General features: G+C 55.4%; 8 protein-coding genes. All 8 read left to right on the top strand.

Translation table 11 applies throughout. The features are described from left to right. Window positions 1-2 precede the first annotated feature (2 nt). Window positions 3-1433, top strand: a complete 1431-nt coding sequence (dcm, locus tag AC1DRN_RS13965) for a DNA (cytosine-5-)-methyltransferase (RefSeq protein WP_457266322.1) — start codon at window positions 3-5, stop codon at window positions 1431-1433. 58 nt (window positions 1434-1491) lie between these two features. After that, on the top strand, window positions 1492-1974 hold the full coding sequence (locus AC1DRN_RS13960) for a very short patch repair endonuclease (protein WP_409078356.1): 483 nt from the start codon (window positions 1492-1494) through the stop codon (window positions 1972-1974). 351 nt (window positions 1975-2325) lie between these two features. Next, entirely contained in the window at window positions 2326-3660 is a 1335-nt protein-coding gene (locus AC1DRN_RS13955) for a type II restriction endonuclease (RefSeq protein ID WP_457266321.1), read from the top strand. Window positions 3661-4263: 603 nt separating this feature from the next. Beyond that, complete coding sequence (locus tag AC1DRN_RS13950; protein WP_457266320.1) at window positions 4264-5043, top strand: hypothetical protein; 780 nt, start codon at window positions 4264-4266, stop codon at window positions 5041-5043. After that, on the top strand, window positions 5044-6645 hold the full coding sequence (locus AC1DRN_RS13945; protein WP_457266319.1) for a hypothetical protein: 1602 nt from the start codon (window positions 5044-5046) through the stop codon (window positions 6643-6645). Beyond that, on the top strand, window positions 6645-8366 hold the full coding sequence (locus AC1DRN_RS13940; protein WP_457266318.1) for a nuclease-related domain-containing DEAD/DEAH box helicase: 1722 nt from the start codon (window positions 6645-6647) through the stop codon (window positions 8364-8366). The genes AC1DRN_RS13945 and AC1DRN_RS13940 overlap by 1 nt, the downstream gene beginning before the upstream one ends. Beyond that, complete coding sequence (locus AC1DRN_RS13935) at window positions 8359-12045, top strand: helicase-related protein (RefSeq protein ID WP_457266317.1); 3687 nt, start codon at window positions 8359-8361, stop codon at window positions 12043-12045. The genes AC1DRN_RS13940 and AC1DRN_RS13935 overlap by 8 nt, the downstream gene beginning before the upstream one ends. Beyond that, window positions 12035-13957 (top strand): DrmB family protein, encoded by a 1923-nt coding sequence (gene drmB, locus AC1DRN_RS13930; RefSeq protein ID WP_477786731.1) that lies wholly within the window; start codon window positions 12035-12037, stop codon window positions 13955-13957. The genes AC1DRN_RS13935 and drmB overlap by 11 nt, the downstream gene beginning before the upstream one ends. The last annotated feature ends 16 nt before the right edge of the window (window positions 13958-13973 follow it).

Raw genomic sequence — 13973 nt, 5'->3', positions numbered from 1 at the left:
TCATGAACCTTTTTGAAACCGCATTTACACAAGCCGACGAGACGAGCCCGCATTCATTTCAGCCAGATCCTCATCCGGCTCAAGACCTGGCACTTCTGTACAAACTGCTTGAGATCTACGACCAAGGCCAACTGGCCGAAAAGCTCAGTGAGATTGGTTCGCCTCACTGTCGCGAAACGGTCAACCGCTGGGTGAAGGGTAAAGCGTCTCCGAAGCTGACCCACGCTGAGTACACTCATCTGGAGTCTCTACTTCCTAAGCGGTTGAACCATAAACCTTCTTTTACATTCATTGATCTGTTCGCAGGGATCGGAGGCATTCGAAAGGGATTTGAAGCAATTGGTGGTGAGTGCCTATTCACTTCCGAGTGGAACAAATACGCCGTTAAAACCTACAAGGCGAATCACTACTGTGATCCTGATCGGCACAGCTTCAATCTGGATATCCGCTCGGTAACTCTGTCCGACAAACCAGAGGTAAGTGAAGACGAAGCCTATTTGAACATTGATCGCAAAATCCCGGATCATGACGTATTGCTTGCCGGCTTCCCTTGCCAGCCGTTTTCGTTAGCTGGTGTCTCCAAGAAAAACTCGCTAGGCCGTAAACACGGCTTTGAGTGCGAAACCCAGGGCACCCTCTTTTTTGACGTGGCACGGATCATTGCCGCTAAACGTCCAGCTGCTTTCCTGCTGGAGAACGTGAAAAATCTCAAGAGTCATGACAAAGGCAACACATTCAGAATCATCTGCCAAGCGCTTGATGAGCTTGGGTATGAGGTTGCAGACGTAAATGCCCCGAAGGGGACAGATCCGAAAGTTATCGATGCCAAACATTTCCTTCCCCAGCACCGTGAGCGGATTGTGCTGGTGGGCTTCCGCCGCGATTTGAATGTTCACCAAGGCTTCACCCTGAGTGAAATCAGCAAACTCATTCCGAAGCAAAAACCGACGTTTGGCGATTTGCTAGATAAAGAAGTAGATAGTAAATACATCCTGACGCCAAAGCTCTGGGATTACCTGTACCGCTATGCTGCGAAGCATCGTGAGAAAGGTAATGGCTTCGGTTTTGGGTTGACTCGGTCTGATGATGTGGCGCGTACACTGTCAGCTAGGTATCACAAGGACGGCTCTGAAATCCTTGTTGACCGAGGCTTTGTCGAAACTCTGGACTTCAATAGCGAATTGAACCAGATTAATCGACCTCGTCGATTGACGCCTCACGAGTGTTCACGCTTGATGGGATTTGATAAGCCTGGTGAGAGCTCCTTCATTATTCCGGTTTCTGATACACAGGCTTATCGTCAGTTTGGCAACTCTGTTGCCGTACCCGTTTTCGAGGCGGTAGCTCGATTGATGAAGGACCGTATCCTGAAAGCGAAAGAGAAAATGGCCGACACTGGGCAGCCCCAGCTGGAGTTCGCCCTTCCAGCCTGATGAGGTAGCCGCGTCGGCCTTTATTCAGGAGCGCCCAGCGCTCCGTTATGGAGGTTATTTGACTGATGTAGTGGATTTAGCTACACGCTCAAGAATGATGGCTGGGATTCAGGGTAAAAACACCAAGCCTGAACTTCTAATCCGCAAAGCCCTGCATGCACGGGGCTTTCGCTTCCGTTTACATGTCAAAGACCTTCCCGGTAAGCCTGATCTGGTGTTACCGAAATACCATGCACTTGTCTTCATCCATGGCTGTTTTTGGCATGGGCATGCATGCAGGTACTTTAAGGTTCCCCAAACTCGTCCTGAGTTCTGGTTAGAGAAAATCGGAAAAAATAAGGCTCGGGACAGCCTTCAGGAAGGTGCCCTTAAAGCAATGGGCTGGAGGGTACTTATCGTGTGGGAATGTGCTGTACGGTCGATGAAAAAAGAAAAGTCCCCATTGCTTGTTGACCTGATAGCGAGCTGGCTGATAAATGGATCGGAATATTTCCAGATCGATGAAGATGCGTTGGAACTAGGATGCAGGTCTTCACACTAGGGAGAGTTGATTGTGGCTCATTGGCAGTTCCGTCCGCTAAATCCGAACGAAATTTCGGGGGCAAGCATTTCCGACGACAACTTCGCAGACGAAGAGCGCACCAGTGTTGAAATCCGTGTCCGTGAAACTCTCCAGAACCCATTGGATGCGCGAAGCAGAGATTCGCTTGATCGATTTTCTCTGACGAATGGGGCAGAGACTTTCTAGCCAGCGAACTGATCGAAACCGATGAGCAACCTGCCAAGATGACGTTTCTTGTGATCTAGGATTTCGGAGCGATTGGTCTGGAAAGGGGCTACACAGACTCCTCGTGTGAAGGCTCGTCCCCAATATCAGAAATAAGGAATAACAATGGGCTTCCATCCGGAATGGAATGATATTTCCACTTTGATCAATCAAAGTGAGAGTCTCTTCATCAAAAAACTGTCACGCAATGACACATCTTGGGCAGATAGTCCAAAGAATGGGCATCAGAATGGCTTTTTTATCCCTCGTCCTGTTGCAGAGTCTGATTTCTTTCCAAAACTGAAGAACTCCAACCCGGACAAACCGCACATTTACGATGTCGAATATCCAACGTTCTGGCCAGCCTCTGGCGAGATAAAGACATCGATGATCAAATATTTTTCGATGCGCAATCCAACCAATAAAGAGAAAGCAAAGCCAAGGTACGAGTGGCAGCACACGGGTATACCCAAGGAGCAATTCCAGTTGCTTTCTCCAGCCTCGCTGCTCGTTATCGGAAAACTCAAACAAGATAGGTTTGGTTCCAGATATTGGTTCATCGTCGTCGATTCGGTAAGCGAAGAAGCGGAAATTATCGAGACCGCATTCGAGCTGGATGCCGATTTCCACTACGGCCTGTTCGATCCTGCTTCGCTTGCTGAGCCTGCTTCCGAAACGGATCAGCTCATTGCAGAGCTGTCGCAGGCGCTCAAGGATGGAACCTTGGAGCAATTCATTAAGCAGCAGACTCTTCCATCTCCGGAGATGCTGGCAGGAAAAGCGCAGAGCAAATGGCTTAATGAGAAGGGTTTCTGCGACATGAATCCATTCTCCCTCTCCCAGCCTGGTGACGCGGTCATGCGTATCAGCAGGGACATTGAATATTCCATCTACAAGCAGGCAGAACTTCGCTTTCGTGCAGCTCAAGTCGCCCGAATTCTCCTCCAGGGGGGAGGCGATCCTGTTGGCAATCTTGTTCGGGCATTCTCTGAGCTCGATTCGATATTCCTCAGCGCGGCGCAAACCAGAAAGAGCAGAGCTGGGCTTTCGTTTGAGCATCATGTAGCAAGGCTATTCAAGGATGGTCGAATTCGTCACGAAGCGCAGGCTGTCTTCGGTGGCCGGCGCCCGGATTTCGTTTTACCGGACGTCAAGGAGCTCAATATGAAGGGAGATGCGGTTATTGTTTCCTTGAAGACAACCCTGCGCGAACGATGGAAGCAGTTGGCCTTAGAGAAGCCGCTTGGAGCAATTTTTCTCGCTACGGTTGATGACCGGGTGTCGGGTGAGGCGATTGATGAAATGGATAGGAATTCGATTTCGTTGGTTGTGCCGGAGTCTTTAAAGAAAGCTAAAGAATCAGCTTACGATAGCTACGAAAACGTCATCACTTTCAGACAGTTTTTCGATAATGAGGTGAGATTGAAGCGCCCTTCATTGATCCTTCCGCTGTGCCCCTGACTAGCTCATTGGTCCAGGGGGTTGCCTCAACTCCTGCCTACCACCGCTGCCGACTTGGATGACGTTGGTCGGCGCAAAAAAATGAGCGAAGACCTGTTTTTCCGTTGTTCTATTGCCCTGCGGTTATTTCTCACTAGCCCAGCTTGGCAGCAGTTCTTTACTACACTCTCCTTGGCCTCACGCAGCCAGCCGTGCTTCATCGGATCCTCGAATTGATTCAATGGTGTCGAATGGCTCATTTAGTCTCAGTTGAGAACGGCCTGTAAATGAGCAGCTGAGTGTTGGCTAGTAGCAGGAGGCACTATTTGAGCGCCTCGCTCCTTAAAGGATGCTTGAGAAAGTCAGGGGCGGCAGATGCGGTATTTCGAAGGGGATGTGTTACATGAAGCTGCCCCGACGTGGGTAGAAGCAGTGCTCAGTCTGGGTTATAGGTGGCGCCAGAGCTGCAATGACACTCGTCGGATCGGGCTGTTGTCGATGCCGTGCGGGTCGGAGGTAGCTGGTCTCGTCGCGTTGGGCGCACTGCGGAGCGATCTTGAGCGTGCTACAGCAAACCATGTCGATACACACTTTGACCTTCTTCTGCGAAGGTGCCATGAGCGCATGGCCGCACTGAGGCGCGGCGACTCCACCGGGCTGCCCTCGTGGGATGTGCGCAATGTCGTCGAGAATAGCTGCTGGCGGTTTGCTTCTGACAATGAGAGCCCCGATGAAATTGTGATCGAGGACAGCACGCACCAGCGGCTTATCAAGCGTGGTAGAAAACTCACTCCCAATCCGAACGGACCATGCCGCCGTTACATCAGGCGAGAAAGTGCTCTCGGCTGGCAGCTACACAATCTTCCGTTGCCACAGATAAGTCCCGGCGGATCAGCTCTGGAACTGTCGATTTATAGTGCTCTGCCTGGTTGCAACGGGCCGATCCTTGAAGACAACCTGTGCCGCTCCTATGACGGTCTGGTGCTGGTCGGGCAGGGCGCCGGCCGCGACACAACCTATATGCAAAAGTATTATGCCGTGGGTTTCGCGTCCGATAATTCTCGGCTGCCACTGGGCGAGCTATTGACCCTGCATTCCAAGGAAAGGAAGTACATACAGCGTCTTGGCTTTCTAAATGAGCATGCTCCAGATAATTCCGGACACGAGGCTTGGCTTGTTGTTGCCGATGGCGTTCCTGCGCTGCTCGCTGCGGAGAGACTATTTCCCGCCAGCGACATTATCGGTGTCTGCAACCGCGATGTCGCTATCGAAGCTACCGATCAGCTTAGAGACTGGCTGAACGGAATCATCCGCTACTACATCGATATATACACCGAAAACTGTCTGCCTAGCGTACTGCCAGAAGGCATGTTGCTGCGCGTGCTGCAACGGAAGGCAACCTAAATGACGTACGTCTCGACGACCGAACGCATGAGTTTCTTGGCAGACAACCCTCCAGTTCAGGAGCTCCATGTGTGCGAGTCGCAGCTGTTTTCTGCGATTCGTAGTCATTTGCGGGCGCTGTTTGACGCCATATATTCGCCAGAAGGCGATGTGCGACAAAATGAACCCGCACTGGCGCTGCGAATGGAGATGATGAAATGGCTGACATCGCCATTGATACCGAACACCGATCTTCTCTTGGATTTTGGTTTGACCAATGAACTTCACACTCGCCACAGGTGGGGCGAGGCCGCTGTGCGCGAAGTTATGGCGCTGAAAGATCTAATCAGGTGCTACCACGAAGAAGACTCGGTGCTGAATAAGGAGTTCGTGCAGGTATTTTGCAACCTTACAGAGACGTTTGGTCAGGACCGGCTCAAAATTTGGTGCCACCGTAATGAGCGTGATCTTTTCCGCGCGTTGTTCGAGGGGCTGACCGAGCTTGAAGATCATGCGTTCATTTGCTCGCTTGCCGAATATCGCAGCTGTCCGCCAGTCGATGCGCTGATCAGGTTCGGGCCGCTGCGCACCCACGGAATGGCAAAAACACCGGAGGCACTGATCACTTCACCGGTTTACCGCAGGTTGGTCAGGTTTGTCTGGAAAGGGCTGACAGATGAGGAAGGGTTCGCGGCCGATCCTTTGGTCCCGGAACACAACTGGCTGACAACCATGCGGTCCGTGAGGCACAGCGTCACCGACAGCGCTAGGGTAGGTGCATCCCTGCCGGTGGAGGAGCCAGTCGACGACATTGTTTTCTTTGCCGGGACCAAGGGCACCGATCGAGGCATGCATCGCTGTGTGCTGGTGGAATTGCCCAGTGATTGCGGGGTTCTGCTACGGCCCGGAACAAGCCAGCTGATTTTTTCCCCTCTTCGTAATGACTGCGACGCAATCGCCTACCGCCATATCATTGACGTGGAAGAGGGCGATTACCTACTGATCCACGACGCTGATGCGGATTTTGGGGAGATCAGTGTTGACGCCGCCAAAGCGCCACTGGCGGCCGTCTGGAAAAAGGCGCTGGCCGACCTGTACAAACGACAGTCGGGCTTATGTGTCCAGAAAATGAGGGATGCTGGCATTTCACTGCGCCATCTTCACCGCGCGGCAGAGAGCTGGATGTCGCTGAATGGCAGCGTGATTCACGCGCCTCAACGCCGTGATCATTTTCAGGCGCTGCTTACCTGTGTGATTGATCCGGAACTCATCCCTCCACGGAGCCACAATGGACAAACGGTTCCAGGCTGGCGTCTGGCTTGGGCCGAAGTGGCGGCCTCACGGTCGACAGCAGTCGAGCACGGTGTCATGGAGTCCGCCATCGTCAATGAACAGCTCATTGTGGAGTTGCGCAAAGAGCTCGGCCATCTGCGGGAAATGATTTCGCCCGATGTGGGTTACCACCACTTGTTGACTCCGGAGAGCGGGCTGGCTGGTAGTGTGAGGTTTGATCCGGTCATCAGCATTGCACTAGGCTTTGCCGCACCACCGGAGGAGTTTGGTAAGCCGATGAAGCTGCTGGTCGCGGAACAGTATCGATGTGAATCAGGAGATGCGCTGTAATGCACATGATCCCCGTTTTCATCGATGAGTCTGCTCCGTTAGGTGAAATAGACGTGTTCCGCAAGCTGGAAAGCTCGGGACACGACTGGATCGTGATTCACTCACTCGATCTTGCTCCATACAACAATTATCGTCGCACCGAGATCGACTTTGTCATTCTGATTCCCGACGTCGGTATTCTCTGCGTTGAGGTAAAATCGCATCGTGAAATCGGGTTCGACGGCAGCCGCTGGTATCCAGACAGCGTCACTAAGTCGCCATTTCGCCAGGCACAGGATGCGCGATTCGCGCTTCGTCGTCGTTTAGTGGGCCGGCTATTCGCGTTTGCGCATGTGCCGGTCATTCATTGCTGCATTTTCCCGCGAGCGGACTTCGCCGTTCCGGTGAATGTTTCCATTCAGTCGTTCGAAGTGATGGATCGCCGCCGGTTTGCCGGATGCGGTACCGGCGAGGCATTCTGCGACGCACTCAAGCGTATGGCACAGCTGGCCATCGGCGCCGATCCACAGATCTCCCCGCTGAAGGTGCTGTTGTCGGCATTTCATCGTGACGAGTTTATCAATTTCTGTTTTCCGATCCGCAAGCGCCGACCCGAAAAAGCTGCCGAAATACTCCATCGCGAGGCGGAGCTCGAGAAGCTACTGCGCGAGCAGCAGCGGCCGGTTCTCAGGTTGACGGACAACAACCCTCGAGTTCTGGTGGAAGGGGGAGCAGGGACAGGAAAATCCCTGATAGGCATTGAGGTCGCCCGGCGCAAGGCCGCCCAAGGGCTTCGCGTCGGTTATCTATGTTTCAACCGGTTGATCGGCAACTGGGCCGCTCGTGAGTTAGCGGCCGATCACCACCCCGATCTGATCGGCGGCTCCGCATTCAGCGTATTGATGTCGTTGACCGGGATTGCCCCCCCGAATGATCCAGATGCCGATTTCTGGGCGCAGCTTCCGCTGCTGATTCAGGACCGTCTGACTGATCCAGCTTGCGCTCATGATGCGCGATTTGACTATCTGGTGATTGATGAGGCGCAGGATATTCTCGCGCGGCCCGACCTTCTGGACTGTGTCCGCCTGCTGATCGACGGAGATCTGATCGGTGGCAGTTATCTGATGCTGGGTGACTTTCGAAATCAGGTGCTAACAGGAGCTGACGAACTCGAGGCGAATCTTGTCGAAGTGCGGCATCAAGCCGCCCGTTGGCTGCTCACGGAAAACTGTCGGAACTACAAGTCCATCGGGCAAGTTGCAATGACCCTGTCGATGGCTGACCGGAGCACGTATTCAGGCTATATGCGTCAGGGAGGTGGCCTGCAGACGTGGGATCTGACCATGTACGAAGACGCGAAGGATCAGGTCCGTAAAATTAGCGAGTGCATTGACTTGGCCCTGGACAGTGGTTTCCGCGATGAGGAGATAACGGTGCTGAGTTTCGGTGCAGAACAAAAATCGGTGCTGCCTCTGCTGTGGGAACAGTCTCAACGACGCTTTGTTTCCGCGGCGCAGTTCGAAGCCAAGGGGATCCGGTGGTCCACTGTTTCTGCTTACAAGGGCCTTGAGAACAAGGTCATCATTATTGCCGACGTGATGCCGTCCGACAGCGGATTCAACCGCCATCGTTTTTACACAGGCATTACCCGTGCGATAGAGCGGCTTTACATCCTCTGTCACGCTTCAGGTAAGTCACAGTTGGTCGAATGGGTGGCCTTTGCGGGGAAGGATAATGAATAGGGAACGTTCTGCCGAGATCGAATTTCTGCGCGGTGAACTGGTGGGACCTGCGCGACCTTTGGATACTGTTCGCCCTGGCGCCACAGTGGTCCTCGATGCACAAGGCTGTTTTCAGGCACCGGCGGATTTCGGCGGGACGCTGTACTGGCCCCCTGAGGGCATTGGAATCCAGCAGGAAATCGTGCACTACCGCGGCGAAACGCCGCTGCAGCGTTATGGCGCGGGACTGTTGCACCCGCGCAACTATGTGCGCGGGACGGTAATCGACGAACCCGCGAATGCTTCGCAAGGTGCGGAAGAATCTACCAGCGATGCAGCGGTTGAAACCGCACAGGCGGTTGTTTCCGAATCAGAGGGGCGGGTGTTGCCGGAAGCAGGAGCCAAAAGCTTCGATACTACGCCAGTGGGGGAGGATGACGATTTCGAAGTCGCCAGCGCTGACATGTTTCAACCCTCGGTCATGGGCATCAGTTTTTGTCTTGAGGAAGCGCCGGGCGACATTGTGGTGGCGCTGCCTCCTCAGAAAAGATTCTTCTGGCAGCTGCCGGATGCGACACCGTTCCAGATCAATGGCTGTTACGAGCAATGCACCAAGATCGTTCGCCCGGAAGGAGGCTGTGAGCAGCGTTACGATGCTTGGCGGCGTGTTCCGGCGACCACCATGGAAACGAGCGAGCGGTTTGTGCTCGCCGAGTTGCAGCATGGCGTTCCTGTATTCAGAAAGCTGGACCTGCCGCGTGGACTGACCCTGCAGATCCAGCTGTTTCCCCGGCGCATGCATGGCAAGTGGGTCATTACCTGTGTACTGCGGAACCTGCAGGATGCAAACCTCCTGAATACGCAGCATGAGCGCATCCGCAGTGTGCTCTTCCAAGCGTATTTCGAAGTGCGCGTCCAGGGCGGTGCGAGATTCAGCCGCTACCCCGAAGGCGTCAGGCCGTTCGAGCAGTTCGATGAGGATGAGCAGACCCTCGCGCTACTCTACCGCGATGCGGCCACCTGGGCGATCGGACATGGCTGTGCGGCTGGCTGGGAGGGGGTGGATGGCGACACGCCGGAAGTGATTTTCGCGGATGTGATGCCGGCCGTGGAACTCCCTAGCATGACGCCCGACATCAGGGGCCTCGATGGCCAGTTGATCACCCTGTCGATGCGCGAACTCGCCGGGTTGCCTTCCTTCGCTGAGGGCGGGGCGGGCTGGCAGACACTCACCCATCTCGTAGACGAGTACGCGGCGTGGATTGCGGCAAGGGAACAGGAGCGCGCAGGGCTGAATGCACATTATCAGGATGTAGCCGAGCGCCATCTTGATGACTGCCGGAAGTGTCTGACGCGTATCCGGCGTGGGATTGCCATCCTGCAGAAGGATGAAACTGCGCTGGAAGCGTTCCGGTTGGCGAATCAGGGCATGCTGCTGCAGCAGATCGCGTCCAAGCAGATCGAGCGTCGCCCCCTCAGCCGTCTTGAAGGTTACGTCGCGGCCGAGGAACTGCCGCCAGGCAAGCCGCGCACCGCTTGGGATGTTTGGGCCGCAGGTACGGAAAGGCCCAATGTCGGACGCTGGCGCGCATTCCAGGCGGCCTTCCTGCTGATGAGCATCGCCGGGCTTGTCGACGGGTATTCTGACGACCGAGAAATCGTCGACCTGATCTGGTTTCCCACCGGAGGTGGCAAGACAGAGGCCTATCTCGCGGTTGCCGCCTTCTACATGTTCCACCAGCGCCTGATTGCACGCCCCGAGGATACACTGCGCCGCGATGGCACCAATGTTTTCATGCGCTATACCCTGCGCATGCTGACCACGCAGCAGTTCCAGCGGGCGGCCAGTCTGATTTGCGCCATGGAGCAGATCCGTGTGCGCCTGCGTGCTGAAAGCGCGCGGCTCAAGCTCGGGGAAAGGCGCTTCTCGCTGGGGTTGTGGATTGGAGGCGATGGCTCGCCGAACACCTGGGATGGCGCCCGTGCCAAGATCAGGGAGTACAGCCGGGGTGAGGTGGAGGGGAATCCGTTGGTGCTCACAGAATGCCCTTGGTGCCGCAGCACGATCGGGCGCTTGAAGTCTGATCGGCCCGCCCGCTATGCAAGTCGCAACGAGAACAACCTTGCCGGACTGGCCGAGTCCAATAAGCGCCCTTATCTCAAGTGCTCCGACACCCGCTGCTCGTATGGTGGCGAGCACGACAGTCTTCCCGTCGAAGTGATCGACCAGTCCTTCTACGAGACTCCGCCCTCCATGTTCATCGGCACGGCGGATAAGTTCGCAATGATTGCATGGAAACCGAAAGCCGGCGCGCTGTTCGGTTTCCATCATGGGACCGCCGGTGCAGTCACGCGTATCAGCCAACCGCCTGGCCTGATCATCCAGGATGAATTCCACCTGATCTCGGGTCCGCTGGGCACGATCTACGGACTGTATGAAGGCGTGATCGAAAGGTTTTGCAGCGCGGAGGACCGTACAGGTCTAATCCGGCCCAAGATCATTGCGTCAACGGCCACCATCCGTGGCGCGACGGAGCAGGTGCGGGCCGTTTATGCCCGCGAAGGGCTGCAGCTGTTTCCCAGCCCCGGACTGCATATGGGCGATTCGTTTTTCGGCTGTTACGCGAAGGAGGGCGACCGGCTTGCCGAAGGGCGCCTGTACCTCGGTATTCATGCCAGCGGTTACCGGTCTTTCCTGACCACTCAGGTCCGGACGTTCTCGGCGGCGCTGTTCAGGGCCTGGATGTTCGATGACATCGACAAGGATGCGTGGTGGACMTTGCTGGCGTTCTATAACAGCCTTCGTGAACTCGGTGGTGCCCGGACACTGTTCGACTCGGACATTGCGTCGCGCCTGAAGGACTACTCGCTCCGCTATGGCTTCAAGGGAAGCGAGCAACGCTATCTCAATACGGTCGAGGAGCTGACTAGCCGTCGTGGTCAGGCGGAACTGGTGCAGTTGATGGACAGGCTGGCACTGGACTGGAACGAAAAGGGCTCCATCGACGCCTGCCTGGCTTCCAACATTATCGAGGTAGGGGTCGACATCGACAGGCTGGCTCTGATGGCCGTCGTCGGCCAGCCGAAGTCGACCGCGCAGTACATTCAGGTTACGGGCCGTGTCGGGCGGCGGGAGGATCGGCCGGGGTTGATCCTGAGCATGTACAACCCGGCCAAGAGCCGCGACCGCTCGCATTTCGAGCAGTTTCATAGTTACCACCGGCGATTGTACGAGCGTGTCGAGCCGACATCGGCAACCCCTTATTCGGTCGAGGCGGTGGAGCGTGCCCTCGCCGGGGTTCTGCTCGTCTGGGCCCGGCAGTGTCATGACGCCGAATCGCCCGGGGAAGCATTCGGCAGCTATGACTCCCATCTCCAGGTGGCGCTTGGCCTGCTCCTTAAACGCTGTAAGGTCATTATGGAAAAACAGCCTGATGAAGCGGACCGTGTATGTACGGCTATGAAGACGGTTTTTGACAGGCTGCGTAAGAAGTGGCGTGGCAATCCGCAGCAGTGGTGGGAATACCCACAGAAGACGGAAGGCGAGTATCTGATGCTGCAGTCGGGCGAATACGCCACGAAAGAGCAGAAGCAAAACGGGGAACGAGTCCTAAGCAGCATGCGCAACGTTGACGGCAATGCCCGCACGGCGATCAGCAGTCACTATTTCGGAGAGGAGCAGACCGACCATGGCCAGTGAGATTCGTCTGGGACAGCTGATCGCACCTTTTGGTCCTGGGAGCATATATACCGACAAGAACGGCGTTCCGAACATCATCTGCGGACTGGATTTCTGGTACAAGAAGTCGAGTGACCGGGTTCAGTGGCAGGTGGGGGAAGAGGCCTTGCGCAAACATGTCATCGACGAACCAAGGCTTTCCGCTCTTCTGGATGTCCCGCATTTCCGTCAGCCGCCGCAGTATTGCGTCGACGAGCAAAACCCTGACCTTTCGCATCTGGAGGTGCAGACGCACCGATTTCCGACTTGGTATGTCAATAGCGTCACCAAAAAGTTGCGCAGGTTCAACCTGAACACAGAGAAGCTGGCACTGCTGGAAAAGGGCAAAGGCAGGTGGAGGCCGGTTCGATTCATCAGCGTCTGCGCTCATGGCCACATCGCGGACTTTCCTTGGAAGCATTGGTGTGGTTGTGTCTGCCCAAGCGACGAAGGCTTGGTCCTGAATGACTCCGGCGGCCCTGATCTCCGGTCTCTGAAAGTCACCTGTCAGACCTGCAAGAAATCACAAACGCTGGGTGGCGCTATGTTCATGGAACGCGATACTGCAACTGACAAGATTACTGCTTCGGGTCTTGCGAGAGCAGGCATTGATTGTGGTGGCGAGCGCCCGTGGCTTGGGAGGGCGACGGAAGCTTGTGACGAACACCCGGTGGCTGTGCTGATCAACCAGTCAAATATCTACTTTGGTAAGACCATTTCCTCAATCTATCTGCCTGATCTTGCCAGTGAGYGGGAAATTGTCGACATGCAGGAGATACTGGGGCAGCAGGATCTGGACCTGTCAGGCGTAAAAGTCTTCCTCAAGATAGGCCTGCGCAGCGATGCCTTGCAGAAGCTTCGGGCCATTCTGCAACCTCATTACACCACGCTGCCCGATGACGACTCCATCATGAAGGCCTTCGAAGCACTCGGCCGTGGGGACAAAGCGTCTTCGACTACTTCCCAGCCAATGATGGAGGATTCGAAGAGTCTTGCGTTCAGGCGGGCCGAGTACAATGTCATCCGGCAGGAGGTCGGTCCGGGCAAGAGTAGTGAGCTGCGTGTCATGCCCAGCCGGATTCCCCCAGCGTTCACGTCGTGGCTGAGTGCGGTCAACCTAGTGGAACGATTACGTGAAACAAGGGTGTTTTATGGGTTCGAGCGTCTGGTGCGATCGAAAAATCCGCTCGGTGACATTCCTTCAGCTATGCGCCAGCTTTTCCTGCATACGCCAGAGCCCGAGTACCAGTGGCTGCCCGCCATCAAGAATTACGGCGAAGGGTTGTTTGTCGAACTGCGCGAGGAAGAGATTGGCGGCTGGCTCGACAAGAACTCCGCATGGCTGCAGGACAGGCTCGACCAAGAGTTTGTGGACCGCATGGCCAATGAGACGTGGCTCCTGCCCCCTCACCAGAGCCGCTGCATGTGGCAATGGGCTGCTCGTTACCTTTTGGTTCACACTCTTGCCCACATTCTCATCAATCAGCTGGTTTTCGAGTGCGGTTATTCCTCCGCTTCATTGAAAGAGCGCATTTTTGTCTCAAATGATGAGGGGGCGCCCATGGCTGCCTTTCTCATTTATACGGCTGCAGGCGATTCGGAGGGTAGCCTTGGCGGGCTGGTCCGCCTCGGTCGTCCGGAGATGTTCGAGCCGATGGTACGCCGGGCCGTCTCGCGTGCGTCCTGGTGTTCCGCGGATCCTGTGTGTTCAGAAGATCTGGGAGGCAATGGTTCGAGGCGCGTGAATAAGGCTGCCTGCCACGCCTGTGTGCTGCTTCCGGAGACTGCATGCGAGACTATCAACAGTGGGCTAGACCGCGCGATGATCGTGGGGACACCACAGGCACCGCAAGCTGGATTCCTGTCTGATCTGATTCAAGGATTCGCTATCTGACAAAGTTTTTTACGAG

The organism is Pseudomonas sp. P5_B3 (assembly GCF_056400405.1).
The sequence above is the reverse complement of the archived record's forward strand: the minus strand, read 5'-3'. Positions and strand labels throughout refer to the sequence as shown.

What these genes read in the sequence shown, in the direction of transcription:
- dcm (WP_457266322.1), top strand. Translation starts at nt 3, where the DNA reads ATGAACCTTTTTGAAACCGCATTTACACAAGCCGACGAGACGAGCCCG.
- AC1DRN_RS13955 (WP_457266321.1), top strand. Translation starts at nt 2,326, where the DNA reads ATGGGCTTCCATCCGGAATGGAATGATATTTCCACTTTGATCAATCAA.
- AC1DRN_RS13950 (WP_457266320.1), top strand. Translation starts at nt 4,264, where the DNA reads ATGGCCGCACTGAGGCGCGGCGACTCCACCGGGCTGCCCTCGTGGGAT.
- AC1DRN_RS13945 (WP_457266319.1), top strand. Translation starts at nt 5,044, where the DNA reads ATGACGTACGTCTCGACGACCGAACGCATGAGTTTCTTGGCAGACAAC.
- AC1DRN_RS13940 (WP_457266318.1), top strand. Translation starts at nt 6,645, where the DNA reads ATGCACATGATCCCCGTTTTCATCGATGAGTCTGCTCCGTTAGGTGAA.